18 protein-coding genes are annotated in these 18,806 nt (G+C 44.5%); 10 read left to right on the forward strand and 8 right to left on the reverse strand.

What is annotated here, in order from left to right:
* Nucleotides 1-87: 87 nt before the first annotated feature.
* Both OCV29_RS18935 and OCV29_RS18940 read right to left on the reverse strand, forming a co-directional pair.
* Nucleotides 88-807, reverse strand: a complete 720-nt coding sequence (locus tag OCV29_RS18935; protein ID WP_217653322.1) for a LysR substrate-binding domain-containing protein — start codon at nucleotides 805-807, stop codon at nucleotides 88-90.
* Nucleotides 808-832: 25 nt separating this feature from the next.
* Entirely contained in the window at nucleotides 833-955 is a 123-nt protein-coding gene (locus OCV29_RS18940; protein WP_217653321.1) for a LysR family transcriptional regulator, read from the reverse strand.
* Nucleotides 956-1,068: 113 nt separating this feature from the next.
* Between OCV29_RS18940 and OCV29_RS18945 the strand changes: the two genes are divergently transcribed.
* Nucleotides 1,069-1,722, forward strand: a complete 654-nt coding sequence (locus OCV29_RS18945) for a glutathione S-transferase family protein (protein WP_073605028.1) — start codon at nucleotides 1,069-1,071, stop codon at nucleotides 1,720-1,722.
* A 105-nt stretch (nucleotides 1,723-1,827) separates the two neighbouring features.
* On the opposite strand, the gene OCV29_RS18950 is transcribed toward OCV29_RS18945, so the two are convergent.
* The gene (locus OCV29_RS18950; RefSeq protein WP_073605027.1) at nucleotides 1,828-2,727 is read right to left on the reverse strand and encodes a LysR family transcriptional regulator; all 900 of its coding nucleotides are present in this window, start codon (nucleotides 2,725-2,727) and stop codon (nucleotides 1,828-1,830) included.
* Between the two features lie 374 nt (nucleotides 2,728-3,101).
* Here OCV29_RS18950 and OCV29_RS18955 point away from each other — a divergent pair, with 374 nt between their 5' ends.
* From OCV29_RS18955 to OCV29_RS18975, 5 genes are all read left to right on the forward strand, one after another.
* Nucleotides 3,102-4,997 carry an L-tyrosine/L-tryptophan isonitrile synthase family protein gene (locus tag OCV29_RS18955; RefSeq protein WP_073605026.1) on the forward strand — a complete coding sequence of 632 codons (1,896 nt, stop codon included), beginning with the start codon at nucleotides 3,102-3,104 and terminating at the stop codon, nucleotides 4,995-4,997.
* A gap of 436 nt (nucleotides 4,998-5,433) precedes the next feature.
* Nucleotides 5,434-5,760, forward strand: a complete 327-nt coding sequence (locus OCV29_RS18960) for a hypothetical protein (RefSeq protein WP_073605025.1) — start codon at nucleotides 5,434-5,436, stop codon at nucleotides 5,758-5,760.
* Nucleotides 5,761-6,142: 382 nt separating this feature from the next.
* Nucleotides 6,143-9,256, forward strand: a complete 3,114-nt coding sequence (locus tag OCV29_RS18965) for a S8 family serine peptidase (protein ID WP_175561584.1) — start codon at nucleotides 6,143-6,145, stop codon at nucleotides 9,254-9,256.
* Nucleotides 9,257-9,814: 558 nt separating this feature from the next.
* The gene (locus OCV29_RS18970) at nucleotides 9,815-11,146 is read left to right on the forward strand and encodes an ATP-binding cassette domain-containing protein (protein WP_073605023.1); all 1,332 of its coding nucleotides are present in this window, start codon (nucleotides 9,815-9,817) and stop codon (nucleotides 11,144-11,146) included.
* An 82-nt stretch (nucleotides 11,147-11,228) separates the two neighbouring features.
* Complete coding sequence (locus OCV29_RS18975) at nucleotides 11,229-11,366, forward strand: hypothetical protein (protein ID WP_175561583.1); 138 nt, start codon at nucleotides 11,229-11,231, stop codon at nucleotides 11,364-11,366.
* Here OCV29_RS18975 and OCV29_RS18980 read toward each other — a convergent pair.
* From OCV29_RS18980 to OCV29_RS18990, 3 genes are all read right to left on the reverse strand, one after another.
* On the reverse strand, nucleotides 11,361-11,936 hold the full coding sequence (locus OCV29_RS18980) for a GNAT family N-acetyltransferase (RefSeq protein ID WP_073605022.1): 576 nt from the start codon (nucleotides 11,934-11,936) through the stop codon (nucleotides 11,361-11,363). The genes OCV29_RS18975 and OCV29_RS18980 overlap by 6 nt on opposite strands.
* A 442-nt stretch (nucleotides 11,937-12,378) precedes the next feature.
* Nucleotides 12,379-12,729 carry a phage holin, lambda family gene (locus OCV29_RS18985; RefSeq protein ID WP_175561582.1) on the reverse strand — a complete coding sequence of 117 codons (351 nt, stop codon included), beginning with the start codon at nucleotides 12,727-12,729 and terminating at the stop codon, nucleotides 12,379-12,381.
* A 52-nt stretch (nucleotides 12,730-12,781) separates the two neighbouring features.
* On the reverse strand, nucleotides 12,782-14,041 hold the full coding sequence (locus tag OCV29_RS18990) for a glycoside hydrolase family 68 protein (RefSeq protein ID WP_073605019.1): 1,260 nt from the start codon (nucleotides 14,039-14,041) through the stop codon (nucleotides 12,782-12,784).
* 273 nt (nucleotides 14,042-14,314) lie between these two features.
* Between OCV29_RS18990 and OCV29_RS23680 the strand changes: the two genes are divergently transcribed.
* The 4 genes from OCV29_RS23680 (at nucleotide 14,315) to OCV29_RS19005 (ending at nucleotide 16,316) form a co-directional block, all read left to right on the forward strand.
* Complete coding sequence (locus OCV29_RS23680) at nucleotides 14,315-14,506, forward strand: ogr/Delta-like zinc finger family protein (protein ID WP_390903472.1); 192 nt, start codon at nucleotides 14,315-14,317, stop codon at nucleotides 14,504-14,506.
* A 545-nt stretch (nucleotides 14,507-15,051) separates the two neighbouring features.
* Nucleotides 15,052-15,474 (forward strand): PH domain-containing protein, encoded by a 423-nt coding sequence (locus OCV29_RS18995; protein ID WP_073605016.1) that lies wholly within the window; start codon nucleotides 15,052-15,054, stop codon nucleotides 15,472-15,474.
* Nucleotides 15,475-15,483: 9 nt separating this feature from the next.
* A complete protein-coding gene (locus OCV29_RS19000; protein WP_073605260.1) occupies nucleotides 15,484-15,684 on the forward strand; it encodes a hypothetical protein in 201 nt (66 codons plus the stop codon).
* An 89-nt stretch (nucleotides 15,685-15,773) separates the two neighbouring features.
* Nucleotides 15,774-16,316: a GNAT family N-acetyltransferase gene (locus tag OCV29_RS19005; protein WP_073605015.1), complete on the forward strand. Its 543-nt coding sequence runs from the start codon at nucleotides 15,774-15,776 to the stop codon at nucleotides 16,314-16,316.
* Nucleotides 16,317-16,435: 119 nt separating this feature from the next.
* Here the strand turns inward: OCV29_RS19005 and OCV29_RS19010 are convergent, their stop codons facing one another.
* Both OCV29_RS19010 and OCV29_RS19015 read right to left on the reverse strand, forming a co-directional pair.
* On the reverse strand, nucleotides 16,436-17,467 hold the full coding sequence (locus tag OCV29_RS19010) for an NADP-dependent oxidoreductase (RefSeq protein WP_073605259.1): 1,032 nt from the start codon (nucleotides 17,465-17,467) through the stop codon (nucleotides 16,436-16,438).
* 300 nt (nucleotides 17,468-17,767) lie between these two features.
* Nucleotides 17,768-18,691 (reverse strand): LysR family transcriptional regulator, encoded by a 924-nt coding sequence (locus tag OCV29_RS19015; protein ID WP_073605014.1) that lies wholly within the window; start codon nucleotides 18,689-18,691, stop codon nucleotides 17,768-17,770.
* Nucleotides 18,692-18,806 lie beyond the last annotated feature (115 nt).

Below are 18,806 nucleotides of genomic sequence, written 5' to 3' on the forward strand. Positions count from 1 at the left end.
CATCGCTTTTCCTGCTGGCTATGCAAGGTAAACACGCCCTAACGCCGGGATGTGAAGCAACTTCCTGCTGTCAGTGATTTTCTGATGTTATGCGACGGATATGTGAGTCCCGGCTTGATACCAGTGTGATAATTGCTGGGCTAAAGCTTCAGTTAACGGATTTTCCTTCCTGCCTGACAATATAAGTACCACTTCTATCATCGGCAGTTTGGGCAGTATATTTCCGGAAATTTCTTCAAGTCCGTTCCCCATACTGGAGCGGGCCATTGCCCCAATCCCGAGACCGTGATTAATTAATCCACGAAGCGTGGAAGCACTACTGGTGCACGCCATGACTTTAAAATTTTTGTTTTGCTTGATAAGTCCGTCGATCGCAGCCTGATGGAACTTACATTCAGGCTGGAACAGCACAACAGGCAGTGGCTCCATTGCCAGCAGCTGCCGGTCTTTGAATGCCCGAACCCAGACACCTTGCTCCTGTTGCAGCGGGTATCCTTCTTCGGATGTTGGTGAGCGGGTGACGATACCGGCGTCAAGATGGTTGCTGTCAAGCATCATTCTTATCCGGTGGCTGGGGGCTGCTGTGATTTGTAAGTCAAGCTGAGGCCATTGCTGATGAAATAACCGGACAAGTTCTGGTAAGACTGACTCGGCATAATCATCGGGACAGCCCAGGCGAATTTGGGTCGTTGGTGCTTCAGATTTAAGTTGTGCCAGCGTTTTATCATGCATTTCAATCAGATTCTTTGCATAGGGCGCAAGGCGTTGTCCATCATAAGAAAGAATCAGATGACGCCCATTCTTCACAAAAAGAGGCTTGCCAACTTGCTCTTCAAGTTTTTTTCATCTGCATGCTGATGGCTGACTGCGTGCGATGCACCTGTTTTGCCGTCCGGGTAAAACTTCCTGTTTCTACAAAGGCAATAAAACTTCGCAGTGCTTCTATATCCATCATCCACCTATCAACTATTCTTATAGATAATATGAATAATATACGATAGTCGGGGAAAAATCATTTCTGTAATCTTGTCCCGAATCAAACCGCAACAGATGAAAAGGATCGACCAGATGAAACTATATATCGGAAATAAAAACTACTCAACATGGTCGCTAAGAGCATGGATATTGATGAAAAAATCAGGCATCTCCTTTGAAGAGGTTAAGCTGCCGTTAGATACACCACAATTCTATGCAGCCCTTGAACCGGTCACTCCGACGCAGAAAGTACCCTGTCTGGTTGATGGTGAGGTGACCGTTTGGGATTCACTGGCGATCTGTGAATACATCAATGATATTTATTTATCCGGAAGGGCATGGCCGGCAGATAAAGCATCGAAAGCGAAAGCAAGGGCGTTGGCAGCAGAAATGCATTCCGGATTTATGGCACTGAGAAATGAAATGCCGATGAATATCCGGGCTGTTCGCCGGGTCGTGTTATCAGAAAATGGACAACAAGACCTTCAGCGCATAGATCAGATTTTTTCACAGCAGATGGATGAATATGCAGATCGTGGAGGCTGGTTGTTCGGGGAGTTTTCAATTACAGATGCAATGTATATTCCGGTGGTGCTGCGGCTGATCACATATCAGATGGCTGTCAGTGACGGGGCACAAAAATATGTTGATCATGTGATGGCCTGTGATGCTTTAAAGGCATGGCTGGATGAAGGCCTGAAAGAGACAGAAATTGTTGAGTGTGATGAAGCAGGAGAGGCGGTATAGCAATATAGCATCTCATGTGATGAGCAGATGAGCCCTGTCTCTTTGTACTCATCTGTCCTTATCAGCAATAGCGCCTGTTTTGAAGACGCATGCTTCATTTGGTTGTTATTCCGCCCCGTGATGCATTTCCTGAATCAGGAACTGAATCAGTAAATGTGTTCTGGGTGGTATATTTTTTCTGGAGGGATAAAGAATATTCATACTTGGTCCCTGATGAGAAAACTGAGGAAACAGCTGAACCAAAGAGTCATCATTTGTTTGTTTAACCAGAAAATTAGCGACCGGGCCGATGCCCATATTTTGCTGGATCATCGACATCGCTGCCATAGGGGAATTGGTTTGGTGTCTGGGCCTGACTCTGACACAGCGGCTGAATCCAGAAGATTCTATCAGAGACACTCTGTTATTTGGCAGGCTCATTCGGGTCACAGCGATCCAGTCATGATATTTCAGATCATCGAGCGTTTTGATTGCTTTGTGATTCTTCAGATAGGTTTTACTGGCATAGATTCCCAGTTTAAATGGTGCCAGAACTCTTCCGACCAGAGAACTGGATTTGAGCTCACCAATCCTGATAACCAGATCAAGATTATGCTGAATGGGATCTTTCAATTCATCTTCAAGTTGTACATCGAAGATGACCTTCGGATATTTTTTATTAAACCGTTTAAGCTGCGGGATGAGTAAATACATGCCAACATCAACAGAAGTGCCAATCCTGATTAATCCGGATATTTCATTCACCATGGGAGCGAGAGAGTTAACTGCGTCTTCAGCCTGATTCATCAAACCCTGACTGGATTCATAGAAAGTTGCGCCTTCTGTTGTCAGACTGATGCTTCGTGTGGACCGGTTGAGCAGTCGTACTTTCAAATTCGCTTCAAGCGCTGTCACCTGTTCACTGACTTTTGATTTCGCCATACCTAATTCCAGTCCGGCTCTTGTAAACGAACCACATTCAACAACTTTGTTAAAAATGGCAATTCGTTTCAGATTTTCTAACATTATTGTTCCTTTATCGATAACAGTGGGTTCCGTTTATATGTGTAGATTTGATATGAATATGTGGTAATAATATTGGTTCACAGAGAGAACGTAAATTGATGTTTGTCATTTCTTATAAAAGACTGGCAGGTCAGTGATTTCAAAATTCAGGTTGTCATTAACTTGATTTATCGTCTGATCAATAAAAATAACTTGTATTGATTCAAGGCCAGATTATTAAATTTATTTATTATACTCATTGGGGTATGTATTTATCCTGGTCTGTTATTTTATTCATTACATCATTTTATAAATGTATTTTCTCTGAAACGAACAAGTGATCTATATGATTAACTACCAATTGTCAGATGCTTCTATTTATTTAAGGAAAGAACATGTTAGAGAAAAATAATAAAGAAAATCTAGTGGAAGAAATATCATTTATATTATTGAACCAACTGATTGCTCAGTACGATGCAGATATTCATGGATTAGTAAAATTAAAAGATAAAGTCCGTCATTTTGTCTCAGATGAACAGCCCGTTCAGCTTCTTCTGCCTGCATTCCCCTGTAAGACTAATAATCTGGATAAAGTGATTAGTCATTTACCAGATATGGGGGAATATTTAGTTTTGAGAAAGTTTGTTCAAGCCATTCGTGATATTCAGGCAATCTATGAGCCCGGTGTTATTTTCTATATTTTTTCTGATTATCATACATTCTCCGACTATATTTCAGTTGATTTGAAACATCATTATGATTTCTCAGATCAACTGCGTTTAATGGTTGAAAGAATGAATTGTAGTGAATATTTGAAGATTGTGAATTTTGAGCATTATTCTGAATTTGATGACTTAGAAGACTATGAGTATTTTAAAGGATTAAAAGAAAAATACGGTCAACCCGGATATGAAGAAAACTTTGAAGCGCTGAAGCTCAAAGATAATAAAATGAATACGACTTATCTGGGGCTGAAGAAGTTTATGAGCCATGATCAGAAGCATGTTCTGGCACAACTTTCTTATAAACAACGCCGGATACGTTTATCTGAAATCGCAAAAGGGATGATGGTGCAGGGGAAAGCACTGGATAATTTCCTGAATGATAAATTCTCAGATTGTATTCGTTTAAGTATTCACCAGCATTCGATGGTCGGCAAAAAATATTCTCTGTACCTGTTTGAGGAACGTGCATTTAAAACCCCATGGCATACGGCGGTGCTGTTTGATGCTGCTCAGGGAAAATATAACGTTGATATGAAGCAAAACCACCTTGATCGGGATGGTGTGGTTATACCGGTTGAATATGATAACAGAACCTGGTGTTACATCCGGTTAACCGCAAAAACACCGGAAGCTGAACAAAAACTACGTCAGGTGAAAGCGGTGCTTTACCGTGAAAAATTTGGTTTGATGCTGGTGAACTCACAGGATAATTGTCCGGTCTCTTTATTTGAGCATAAAGAGCTGAAATACCTGATTAAAGAATTTGGCACGGTTGTGTTACGTGGTTTTGACCCGTTTGCTGCACCTCAGGAACTGGAGTCGTGGTATGCCGAACGGGGTGCACTGGTTCCCTGGAAATTCGGCAATACGCATATTATCTCCCCGGTTGACGGGCATCAGGGTAAACCAAGCTCTTCGGCTGACTCACAAGAGGCGTTACCGATGCACTGGGATCTCTTGTGTCCGCCTCCTTATATGCATGTCAGTCAGGATTTATATCAGTACGAAGACTTTACACCAGATGAATTTGTACTGTATTGCCACCGGAATGAGCCGGTTAATGCAGAAACAGATGGTATCAACATCACATCTGATACAGCACTTGCAGCATTGACGATTCATGGGCGTGAACGTGAACAGTTACGCCAAACCAAGATCCGTTACTCAACCAAAGAAAGTTACTTTGGTGGAGATAGCAAAGTTTATCCGTTACTGATTACCTGTCCATGGACCGGGCAAAATACGATTCGCTGGTGGGAAGCGTGGGATGACCGATATCACGCCGGAGCCTTGCAACCCAATTATTCCGAAATTGCGCAGTCCACACATTATACAGACATGGATGCGTTAGAAGATCGCCTCATTGAAGTATGTATGAATCCAAATGTGAGTATTAAGCACCAGTTTGAAAATGGAGATCTGGTTTTACTGAACAATCATACGACAGTTCACGGCAGAACGGCATTTAACGGATATCGTGAAATGTGGCGGATACAGCTTCAGCCACAATCGATCAACTCACCATGGCAACCGCATAATCTTGTTGAATACGATAAAGTCAGCTAAATCATCGCCTTTCTTGTCAATGATTGAGGCAGATAAACTGATATCTGCCTCATGCTTATTCTCCAGCCATTTGTTATCAGAGCCGTAAGATTTTAATTCAAATGATCTTCCGTCATGCCATTATTTTCGGATAGTAAATAATTAAGAATTCATCATGTCTTTGGTACATATGTTAAGAATAAAATGTTGATATGTTAGTTAAATGAACTTATTTTATTTTGCATCTTATGTGTTTTCTCACTATTTAATATTAACTTTGGAACACATTATCCAGTTCGCTGAATCTCGTCTTGTGGTTTTATTTCTTTTATTGAATCGTGGTTTGTGCATGACCTGAGCCGTTACCGGCTATCCCTGATACATTCATTGTAATGACCTTATCCTGAATGACTGAGTGACTTCAGAATGATGGATATTCAACGAAGAGGAATAAATTATGACATGCAAAAAAACACTGATTGCCGCTTCTGCTCTGATGGCATCGTTTCTGGCTTCTGCCGGAACCGTTTCAACGCAATGCAGTAACGGGCAGTTTACCGTCGATCTTGGCGTATTTTCCGGAGAATCATGTAGTGTGACTCAAACGATAACAGTCAATGGTGTTGCAGATACAACAACATTAACTGTGACTGAAAATACAAAGAAAAACATTCAGTTAGAACCAACAGATAAAGCTTCAGCATCCGTTCAGATGTCCTGTACTTCTGCTTTTGGCAGCGGTTCGGCTTCTGCGTCAGCGTCAACTGACAGTGGTTGCCAGTAAAAAAATATACAGATGAGGTTGTGCATGCCAGAGATTCGTCTCTGGCTTTTTTGTTTATTCTCTCCTTGATACGTTTAAATCTTTTAATTTATTTATCAGTTAAATACTCCAGTTTTCTTTATATTATTCTTGGTAATTAAAAATATAGAGTAATAAAGTGCTGCAAATTGTCTTCTGATTAGCATATCAACGTATATGGCGTTTTTATTGTTCACTGGTCGGGTTTTATTTTAAAACTTATTTATGATAAGAATATTTAATATCATAATAAACTAATTCTATTATTTTAAATTTTATTTCGCACCAGTTAGCGAGAGGTATCACTTATACCTTTTATCCGGAAAGGATTTCCATAATTAAAATACTCAGGAGAATGATGCGAGTGAATTCAAAACATGTGTTAATAAAAATATTTCCGTGGCTGCTGACCTGTATGACTGCAATGTCATCCGTGCATGCTGCGGAATTACAGGTAATAGCTAAAGGTCAGGGGCATGCGCCATCGTCTGTCAATATCAGCGTTCATGAGAAATCGTTATCAGCAGATGTGAAAACTCAGGAGAATTCATCATCTGTTGCTAGATATATTGTGGTTGGTCAGGCACCATCCGTTGCCAGCTACCGGGGAAGTATTGAGGGATATGCCAGTACAAAATCACCCACAACCGGAAAGCTGGATATGCGCAGTGCTGCTGCGATTGCTTACCAGAATTATCTGAAAAATACTCAGGCAGAACTGATCACTCAGATTGAGGCGACTCTGGGCAGAGGCGTGACGGTGACAGGGCAGATGCAGGTTGCAATCAATGCTGTTGTGGTTGAGCTGACGGCTACAGAAGCCACGAAAGTTGGTAAACTTACCGGGATTGAGTCGATTTCCAAAGACCGGACAGCAGAGCTGAAGGGAAGCCAAACTGTCACAGATGCTTCACTTGTTTCCCGTTCAGGGTCAAAGAGGAAGCATTCCCGGCCCCTGATCGCGGATGCGAAAGACATCTCTGAGCTTCAGGGCGGATTTACATGGATCAAAGCGAATGATTTGTGGCAGGGGGTCGCTCACGCAAAAGGGACCATGGGTGAAGGCATGGTTGTCGGGGTTATCGACAGCGGGATTAATCCGTACAGTCCTTCATTTGCAGTGACCGGTGGCGATGGATACACAGTGACTAATTCCCGTCAGACTTATTACGGTGTCTGCGATCCGAAATCAGCGATCTATGATGCGACGTTTCCCTGTAATGATAAGCTGATTGGTGCCTGGGGCTACTCTGGCATCGAAAACGGTAGTCCGGTCGATAAAAATGGTCACGGTTCCCATACAGCGGGGACTGCTGCCGGGAATGTGGTTTTCGGGGCATCGCTGACAACGAAGCTGGGCTCAACGATTACCCGTGATATTGCCGGCGTTGCACCTCATGCCAATATTATTTCTTACCGTGCCTGTAACGAAAATGCCCGCTGTCCTGACTCTGCCATGCTGGCAATGATCGATCAGGCAATTCAGGACGGCGTTGATGTGATTAATTTCTCTGTCGGTGCGGTACACGGGAGTGACCCATGGGTTGCGATTGACGGGAAAGCCTTTTTATCTGCTATGGATGCCGGTATTTTTGTGGCTGTTTGTGCGGGGAACTCCGGCCCTGACGCAGGGACAATCTGGACACCCGCAAACTCTCCATGGGTAACTGCGGTTGCAGATGGCTCTCAGCACGTGATTTACAAAAATTCACTGGTTGAGATGAAAGGGGGCGATACGCCGCCGCCAGAAGGCATTGCAGGCGAGTGGATTACAGACAGTTACGGTCCGGCCAAAATTCTCGACGCGGGTTTACTGGGGAATACCTATTGTGAGAAAGACAAATTCACGACGAAATTTGATGGTGCGATAGTCGTCTGCCGCTACAAACCTGAGGTCAGCTCAGAAGATCGTGAAGCGGCGACGTTCGGTAATGGCGCCGGTGCGGTGGTCATTGTTGCCCGCAAGGAAAATTCGGATAAAGTCCCAATGGGTCCCGGTTTCCTGCTTGCGATTGAACAGGAAAAACGCAAGGTTGTCATTACTTATCGCGATGGTCAGCGCTTGTTGGCATGGCTGGATTCTGGTGCCGGACATACCGCTAAATTATCGGGTACCCGTCCGGTGATTGATCCCGGACTGGCAGATATTCTGGCATATGATACATCCAGAGGGCCGAATAAAGTGGCGACCAGCGTGATCAAGCCTGATATTACCGGACCGGGTAAAGGTATTTTCGCTGCATTTAAAGAAGGTTATGCGATTGAATATGGCACCTCGATGGCATCGCCGCATATTGCGGGTGGTGCGGCACTGATTCAATCGATTCATCCTGACTGGACGCCGATGCAAATTCAGTCTGCGATGATGACGACTTCGACGCCATGGGTCAGAAAACCGGATGGAATCCGGCAGGCAACCCCATTTGATATGGGAGCTGGCCGGCTTGATCTGGAAAGAGCTGCACGGGCGGGTTTGCTGCTGGATGAAACCCGGGATAATTTCCTTAAAGCCGATCCTTATGAAGGCGGTGATCCATCCCGGCTGAATCTGGCATCTCTCGGACAGCAATCCTGTATTACAACCTGTACATGGCAGCGAACCGTCACCAGCGGACAAGATATAACGACGCACTGGCTGTATCAGTACACCCCGTTTATCAGTGTCACTCCGGTTTATTTCAGTCTTGCACCGGGAGAGAGTCAGACGATCACCTTTACGGTCGATATGATGCATACACCGGCTGATGCATGGCGGTTTGATCAGATTACCATCAAGTCATTAACTTATGGTGTGCCGGATGCACACTTCCCGATGGCGGCCTTCAGTGCCAGCAGTAATTTCAGCCAGCTGTCCGGTGTCGATATTGTGGCGGAGACTGATGAAGGTCATACAACGGTCAGCGGCCTCAAAGCCCGTATGGTGACCGATGCGCAGGTCACGAGTTATGGTCCGCAAAAACCGACACAGTTCTCAGATACGATCTCCTTTGAAGATAATGATTATGGCTGGTATTACTACGACTATACCATTCAGGTTCCGGAGGGAGCGAAAAGGCTGGTGGCGGATATCAGCCAGACAGAAGCGAAAAATCTGGAAATTTATGTGGGTGAAGGCACAGAAGTTGACTTTGATAATTACAGTTATGCTTCAAATAACTACAACCGCTCTGATCAGTATCTGAATGTCCCTGTCCCTGATGCGAAGACGATCTGGATTGCTGTCCGTGGTTACCGGGATGGCAACCCGCCAACATTCAGTTATCAGCTGAATGTGGCGATGTTATCGGAATCATCAGAAAATTTAACGGTTGAAGTGCCATCATTTGTACCGGCGGGACAGCGATTTAATGCTGATGTGCATTATCAGTTGCCTGATTCAGAAGCAGGTGAGCGCTACTACGGTGCCTTTGCGATGGGAACAGACAGCGACCATCCCGATAATCTTGGAGCGATTGGGCTGAACTTCGTACGGAAATAACCAGATATTGTCAGCGATGATACAGCCGGAGGCTTTGCCTCCCGGCTGTATTTTTATGGCGATATCCGGATGTACCGAACGCACGGATATATACAATTTTTTCAACCTTTGGTAGAGCGTGTGTATCTTTCATCGCCGTTCCTGCTGGAGGCTATTTTTTACTCTGGCAAGGCGGCAAATTTAGATAATAGCAATCTATATTTAACATTTGCCAACGCGGTCAGAGTAAAAAATGGTCCCAGCCCTTCGGGTAGTGCCTGAAAATTGCTCACTCTGTGTTGCTCAAAGCTCATTTAGAATCACTAAACGACACTTTTCGCGCCTTGACTGAGCAAATTTCAGGCAACTACAGGTTAGGCTATGAAAGATAAACACGCTCTGGTATCTTACGCCTTATTCTCTTCAAAAGTGACGTGATATGTAACCTGAAATACCTTTCGTGAATTTATTCTGAACACTCAATTGTTTTTCGCCGGACAGTTATTTTTCTGCGTCTCTGGTGGGAAGTTGATTGTGGTGAACCAGTTGTAAGTAAGGTTATTTTACAGGTGATTTATTATGTTGCATCAAATGGCAGCAATGTGCAGAAACCGTTGGTTCTGCATCATGTGTGTGTGTATTTTAGCGCATCAATCCTTTATCGGATTATCAGTTTATATCTCTGTCAGACTTTCGTCCGCTGTGATTGAACACGGGCTTGGCAGTCAGGATGTCAGTTTTTTAGTCTTCATTTATATTATGCTGATGGTTTTGCCGTATCTGCCGGGATATTTTTCAGGCTATTGTAAAACCCGCTGGGAATCGTTCGTGCTGGCCACGTTCTGGGCAGACAAGGCTGAAATATATCAGCGGTCTCCTTCTGAACATAAGCTTGGTTTTTATACCGCGCAGGTGCGGGATGTATATGGGCGTTTTACTCAGTTTGCTTATTATGGACTGAGTTCTTTGCTTAATTTTTCATTAAGTCTGGCGATGATTGGTGTCTTTATTGATGGCCGGTTCTTGCTGGCTATTTTAATGACTCTGTTACTGGTTTTTGTTGTCAGCCGGTTAACGAGTGGACGAATGCAGACATTATCGGAGACTGAGTCACGGGAAACATCATCTTTAACGCATCATCTGAAAGAAATTCACCCCAATGCTATCAGTGGTAATGTGCTCAACCGCCGGTGCTGGCAAAATCGGGCACTTGACCAAATTTTCCGTTTTTGCAGTGCCAGAAATGCGCACGCTGGTTTTCAGTCATGTGTTTTCCTGCTGTCCTCCCTGTTTAGCTTGTTACCCACATCGGGGTTGATCGTTTATCTGATGCTGTCTGCGGACACCAGTGAGGCGGCGCTGCTGGCTGTGGTCATTAATCTGACGCGGATTTTTCATCTGATTGGTTCGATAAATGATGTCATTGAGATTTTTTTATCTTTACCATCTGTCAGGGGATTGTTGAATACGTTGCAGGAGTTCGGACAGGCAGATGAACCATCACCACCTGTACGTTTGGTACAGATTGAAGTGAATCATCAACCGGCAGAAGCGTTTGATTTGTCGATGCTTTTCCAGGGGCGTTACCGGATTCGCGGAAAAAATGGCAGCGGGAAAACCACATTTTTACGCCGGCTTGAAAAAGAGCAGGATATCCTTTATTTCAATCCGGCCCGTCGGGTTGACTGGCCATGGCAGGTTGATCCCGGATTGTCTGACGGACAATACAGCCGGCAATGTCTGGACTGGCTGCTGACAGAAACCGATCAGCCACTGGCACTGGATGAATGGGATGCATTTCTTGATGCCAGCAACCGGAATCAGGTCAATCAGCTGATTGAATCACAAGCTCGACAGCGGGTGATTCTGGAAGTCAGACAAATGGATTCAGCCGGGACGACGTCAGGTTAATTGTAAACCGGTTTGGCGGAGCCCTTCTCTGGTCATTGATTGTCGATCAGGCTCGCTGAAGCAGTTTATTGCTGATTGGAACATGTTTGGTGATAAGTATGCTGACTTGTGCCCGGAGCTTGTCCGGGCATTGCTGGTTCGGGGGATTGGTTATGTGGGCATACGACTGCAAAGCGCGACTGCAATAACGATAGTTCGTTATGAGGAAATGACATTATGAGGAAAGTGGATGAAAAGATACCTGTGTCAGGCCATGGGGCTGGTTGTCACCTTCCAGCATCAGCCGCAAAATGGGTTTCTCTTCATACTCTTCCAGTGTTCCTTCTATCCGGAAACCAAGATTTATCAATAAGCTTTTTGATGGCAGATTATCAAAATAGACATCTGCCAGAATTTGATGAAATCCCTGCTGTTTTAACTGCCGGACAAGTTGTGTGACAGCCAGACGACCATACCCATGGCGCTGAAAAGCAGGGGCTACCCAATAACTGATAAATGCACTGTCACTGGTATCTTCCCCCCAGGCTGCACTGCCAACCAGTCCGTGTTTTTTGTGCCAGATACCCAGACGAACTTTATGGGCATAGCCATCACCATGAACAAAGTTCTGAGCCTGCTTTAAGGTGTGAATGCGTTCAATCGCCAGGTTATCACAGACTTTGTCAGAAAACAGGGCCAGCAAACGGGTGGCGTCGTGATGTTGCAGAGGATGCAGCCTGATTCCGGGAGCAGGATACCAGAGACGGCGTGTTGGTCTGGCGTATGGGATGTGAGAATGCAAATTTTTCATAGAGTCATCGATATGGTCAAGCCTGGTAATGAGGTAATTTCCCTGTGAACTATCACCTTAAAGTCTGTACTGATTTTCAACGCAGAATGTCGCTTCCCGGAAATCAGTGCCATGCTCAGAAACCAGTCAGTTCTCGCTGAACATGCATCCTGGGTCTCTTGGGCATAGGTATAAAAGCGTCAGTCTTGCCGGGCAGATTAAACGCCGGGTGAAAACAGGACTTGAATTTTGTGGTTGCCGGATTAGTCAGCTGAATTTATCCCAACGTGTTGAGCATCACGTTTTCTTCATGGCGAAGCACCTGACAAGCTGTGCTTCCATCTGGGTATATATCAGGACCAGACAATGACGCCCTTCAGGAGCGCCGCTTCAGGTTCATGTCTTCATCTGATAGCTGAACCTTGCATCCTGAGGGCGTTTGCGTATATAGAGATGTGATTCATTAAGAAATTTTTTTTGATATAAAACGATTGATCCATGAACTGATTTTTTTTACTCCCATAAATCCAATGAATCCACCAATTGATACAGTAAACTGATTTGATATTCCTGTCAGTTCTATCACAGATAAAGATATTAATGTCAAACAACTACACATTGTACCTTCTAATATAATATCTGATAAGTTTCCGCCAGAATAAATAATTCTTAAGCTTGCCAGAAAAAATGAAGCAGACAGACTTAAAAAGACTGAATCACTTTTAAAAAAGGCTTTTATCAACCCGATGTGTCCTTTTATATCAAGAGTGTTTAATATATCCAGGATACGGCTTATATCCAGAGAACTATTCATATCCATAGATTCCTCTCAAATAAGGTGGTGCACGAATGCACCACCAGATTCTTTATTGAATGAAAATGTTTTCCATTGGAGGAATAAAACCGTAGTCATATGTTTTAACGACAAAAGTTCTGTTCCCTTCAATTTTAATCTGTACTGTTGGGGCTTCAGTTCCTCCGATACGATAGTCTCCGTCATATTCACTCTCTTCAGGTGCAGGGACACTATCAATAAAGGATGTGACCAGCCCATTCGGCATCACACAGTGTGAGTAGGTCTGGAAGGGTTGGGAAGATGGATTGCCCAGTACCAGACCGGAACCATTTAAGGGTTCATAAGGACCGAAGAGAGAATCACTGACAAACCCATAGACACCATCCGGCCCGGTCAGACCATCGGCATATGTATACTGGTGGCTGATTGTGAACAGATAATATTTACCATCTTTAAAGACGAAGTGCGGGCGCTCTGTCTGATCATTTACACCGACGGCTGTAATCAGCGGTGGCAATAGCTGCCAGCTGTCTCCCTGCTCATCTTTGGCGACCGCAAGGCCAATACATCCAGCCTGATAGCGGGCACCACCGACTTCTTCATATCCCGGTGGCAGGTTTCCTAAATCTTCAGAGGTAATTCGATGGGTTCCTCGTTCACCTGCAACATTGCCTTCAAAAACCATATAGAGTTTACCGTCACCGGGGTTGATAAACGGACTTGGATCTCTGAAATTCCAGTAAATATTCTGTTCTTCTGTCTGATAGTAAAAACCATCAGCTGAAAAGAGTTTTGTCACCGAGTGAAAGTCAGATAATTTGATGCCATCACTGGTTTCAGTAATACAGCCCCTGACTTTAGCGATAGCCGCGCCCGGTGAAACGCAGGTATAATAGAGCTCGATATCACCTTCTTCATTAATCAGAACCGGTGTTCCTGCCCATTCCCTTGCTGTTGGTGAAACGCCCTCAGCCATGACCCGTCCACCGTAAATCCAGCTCTGACCATCTTTTGCATACCAATAACATATTCTTGCCCGTCCGTGACGTGCGTTCCAGTCTGAAGTAATATCGTAACTGCCGTCTTTGTTTTTATAGACATCAGGCTCTCTGGTTGCTGTTAATGTAAAAATGACTGACCATCCATTCACTGAAACGATGGTGCCATCTAATTTTTTCAGCGGCATTGTATCCCAGATAAACAAGGTCTCATCCATCACCGGGAATTTAAGATCAACGATTGGCTGTGTTGTTGTTGGATCATCGAATTTAACTTTCAGTGCGTCAGCGCGAGACCATGCAGTTGTGATAACTTTATCTTGTAATAACATAATTAAACCTCTTTTGTTTAAGGAGATTTAATAAAACCATATTTATGTATGGTTCAATAATAAATATGGTTTTCACATATATCACACAACAAATTAAATACATCATTGTTGTATCAGAAATGATAGATTAAAAATAAGCGGAAATTATTTGAATAATAAATGATATTCAGAAGTTGTTTAGCATCGTTTATATATAAAAATAACAATTAATCAGGAACATTCTACCTCTGTAACTTATTATTATTAGGTAATTTAAATTAGGTGAAAATCATGATGCGTTGTCCGATCTGTAATAAATCAGCACATACAAGAACCAGTCGGTATCTGACAAAAACAACAAAGGAATCTTATTATCAATGTCAAAATATATTATGTTCATGCACATTTAAAACAATAGAAAGTCTGGATAAAATTATTTGTTCTCCTTTAAATGAAGCAGAAAATAAAGAGGCATGCCATGTTTGAGTACCACACTATCATGAACGTGATATACCCGCTGAACATGCATCTTGAGGTCACTGGGTATACTGACTGTCGTGATTGACTCCGGAGGCAATTAAAGCCAGGCTGAATAATCCGGGTATCAACTCAGTCAAGCTGAAGATTCGGTATTCAGTGAAACTTGTCCGGGCTTGAAAAAGGACACTGATTTGAGACCATGATCGTTCTGTGTTGAAAATCAGTCATGCCGGCGCAAGCCCGGACAGAATTATCCGCAGGGCGCCAGTGCGGGTTTATCTTTCATCGCCGTTCCTGCTGGCGCTCATTATTTATCCGGCACCTGAGTCCTTTCAGTTTTTTAAAATGAAATTTTCCTGTCGTCTGAACTGGTGTGGTTTTATAACAAATCATTGACTATGGTAATGATGGGTCACAAATAAACACGCTCTAGGGTCAACATGCCCTGGCGACCTGAATCATGCATCTTCAGGTTGTTTGGGTATACAAATCGTCTCGTCTGTCAAACGCATCGCTGTTTTTCAGTGAATACCCTGATACCGGAGAATATCATGTCGGAAGAAAAAGAAGTCTGGTTTGGAACACCCTCTCAGATTGTGAATGCAGGAACATTTGTATTCATGGGCATTCTGTTTTGGCTTGTCATTCCTCTGTTTATTATCTTGTGGAAATGGCTGGAGGTAAAAAACATCAAATATGAATTAACGACCGAGCGTCTCCGGACGAGATATGGGGTTCTGAACCGGAAAACCGACGAAATAGAGCTTTACCGGGTGCGTGATTACAAATATGAGCAGCCGTTTTTCCTGAGGCTTTTTTCTTTGGGCAATATTATTCTGGAAACATCAGATAAATCGCATCCTCATCTCACTTTAAAGGCGATTCCTGACGGGGAAAACCTGCGGGAAACAATCCGCACCCATGTGGAAAGATGCCGGACGGATAAAAAAGTTCGTGAAGTTGATTTTGAGTAGGTGGGTTTCATGTCAACATTTCAAATGATTGTGCTGGTTGTCGGGGCTGGACTGCTTTTACTCGGCGCTTTTTCCGGATGTGCACTGTTTGTGCGCTCCCTGAAAATTTCCGATAAATTCGGAGATGAGACTCATGTCGGTACGCTCTGGGGATTATTTATCCTGGGGTTATCCGCAGGTTTGTTGCTGATGTGGCTGGTGTTGCCCTGAACCCGATTAAAGCTCGTTATTTCAGTCTGTTATGATAATATGCCTCAATATATTCTGGTCGGGTTGACTTTAGACAATTGGGGAATCAAATGTTTACACTGAAAGTTACGGATGAGCTTGAATTAGCGTTGATAGAGCCAGCTTTTGCAAAGGACTATCTGGATATTGCCACTTCACAGCGGGATTACTTAAGTCAGTGGCTGGCGTGGCCTCAGTTTGCTCAGGACCGTGCCTTTTTCCTTGAGTTCATTCAAAAGTCATTGATTGATTATGCAAACGGCAAGTCACTGACCTGTGCCATTTTGTTTGAAGGGCAAGTGGTCGGAAATATCAGCTTCAATTCAATCAACCATGATCTGAAAAAAGTTGAAATCGGTTATTGGCTCAGTCAGAAACATCAGGGCAAAGGGATTGTCAGCCGTGCTGTGGCTAAATTAACGGACATAGCATTTACTGAGATGGGTATGACCAAAGTGCAGATTTCTGCGGCGATTGGTAATCAGCCGAGCCGGAATGTCTGTGAACGCCTGGGATTCAAACTGGAAGGTATTCTGACTCAGGAAGAGCAGATTGGCGACCGTCTGCTTGATCATGCGATTTATGGATTACAGATCGCCGACTGGCAAAGTTAATCACTTTGTTTCTCTTCATGCCTTGCTCAAAATGCTGTTAGATTGAGCAAAATTTGCACCCGAAAGCTGAGAATGACAACACGATTACGGTGTTGTCATCCTTGAGTCATCGCTGCGGGTTACTCAGGCTGAGCGACCTGAACCACTAATTTACCAAAGTTTTTGCCTTCAAGTAGCCCGATAAAGGCTTCTGGCGCATGATCCAGCCCTGCAACAACCTGTTCCCGGTAATGTATTTTCCCCTGAGACACCCACTCGCTCATCGTCTGAGCAAACTCAGGGTAGCGGTGACCATAGTCATCAAAAATAATGAATCCCTGAACTTTGATCCGTTTGACCAGCAGCATGCCCATCAACTGAGACAGCCGATCGGGGCCCTGAGGTAGTTCAGTCGCATTATACTGCGATACCAGACCACATAGCGGAATCCGGGCTTTGGTATTCAAAAGCGGCATGACGGCATCAAATACTTTTCCGCCAACATTTTCAAAATAAACATCGATGCCTCCGGGGCAGGCATCTGCCAGTAATGGAGCCATCTGCTCAGAATGGTGGTCAATACAGGCATCAAAGCCCAGTGTCTCAGTGGCATACCGGCACTTTTCTGCGCCGCCAGCGATGCCAACCACCCGGCAGCCTTTGAGTTTGGCAATCTGTCCGACCGTTGCACCAACCGGTCCGGTTGCTGCGGCAACCACAACGGTTTCCCCGGATTGTGGCTGGCCAATATCCAGCAGGCCCATATAAGCAGTGAATCCCGGCATCCCCAGAATTCCCAGTGCATAAGACGGATTTTGTGGATTGTTACCCAGTTTCAGTAATCCTTCTCCGGCAGACAGAGCGTACTGCTGCCACCCGGTATAAGCCAGTACCCATTCTCCGGTTTGATAATCAGGATGTTTGGATGCCACAATTTGACACACTGTGCCACCGACCATCACATCATTCACCGCTACCGGTTCGGCATATGACTTTGCATCACTCATGCGCCCGCGCATGTAAGGATCAAGGGATAAATAAATTGTTTTCAGCAAGATTTCACCTTTTCCGGGGGTGGGGATTGCTGAAGTTTCAAGACGAAAGTTCTCATGAGTGGGTGCGCCATGAGGGCGGGAGGCAAGTACAATACGTTGATTTTGAGAATCACTCATCATTCGCGTTCCTTATTATTCAGGCGTATCCGCCTGATTGTTGAGCATTAATTACGTGAGTATATCCGCGTTATTGTATACCCATATATGGGTATACACCTAAATACCAGTTCCTAATTGTAGGTCACTCAGGCAGATATCGAACACAGACACGCATAAACCCATCCTTGGGGCTCTGCCGCGCCTTCCCTGGCGCGGAAGGTCTGCTTATCGATATCTGCCTCGTTACCAAAAGTGGAGCATATTTAGGAACAGGTATTTAGGTGACGGAAACGGGCAGTTGTATGAAACACGCTCTAGTCATCTGGATTCGGATAAAGATGATGGTCGCGGGTAAAACTGCCGGAGGGCCTCAATCAGTGCCCGCAATGCGCTGGAAGAATGACGATGTCTCGGATAGTAAAGATGCCAGCCTAAAAATGGCGGACAAAAATCCTGCAACAGAGGGACCAGTTCTCCGCTGTCCAGCCAGGGCTGTAATTTGTCTTCGGTCCAGAATACGATGCCGATGTGTTGCAGGGCTGCGGTTAATGCCAGCTCTCTGCGGGTTGTGATCAGCGGGCCATTGACAGCAACCGAAATCCAGTGATCATCCTGAAAAAACTCCCAGCGGTAAATACTTTTTTCTGCCATATGACGCCAGTTCAAACACTGGTGGTGTTGTAAATCCGCAGGCGTTTGTGGCGTGCCGTGCTTGGCAAGATAATCAGGGCTGGCTGCTGCGGTCATTCTCAGCTCCGGGCCTAACGGATAGGCAATCATATCCTGCTGAACAAACTCTCCCAGCGCAATACCGCAATCAAATCCGGCAGCTGTGATATCAATAATCGAATCTTCTGCGACAACATCCAGCACAATGTCCGGATAGTGTTGATGAAACTGGCCAATAAACGGTGTGAGTATCGTGTCTGCGGCCATATGAGTGGCATGAATCCGGACTATACCGCTCAATGTTCCGGACTGTGCTTTCAACTCATGAAAAGCGGCTTCTAATGAGCCAAGAGCCGGACGAATCTGCTGAAAAAATCTTTCACCGTCTTCGGTTAATGCAACGCTGCGGGTGGTCCGGTTAAACAGCCGGACATCCAGCCGGTCTTCCAGACGCCGGATAATCTGGCTGAGGGCTGATGCTGAAATCTGGAGCCGTTTTGCAGCGGTGGAGAAACGACCGGCTTCGGCGACGGCGCAAAATGCTTTGAGTTCTGTATATTCACCATTTTGCATTTCTATGCCTCTTAATTGCTATGTCTCTTAATTACTATGTCTCTTAAATACTGTGTCTCTTAATATAAATAATCTATTTATATTATGTTAGATTAAATAATCAGATCAATCACTG

It is taken from the genome of Vibrio aerogenes (assembly GCF_024346755.1).
GTDB classification, from domain to species: Bacteria; Pseudomonadota; Gammaproteobacteria; order Enterobacterales; family Vibrionaceae; genus Vibrio; species Vibrio aerogenes.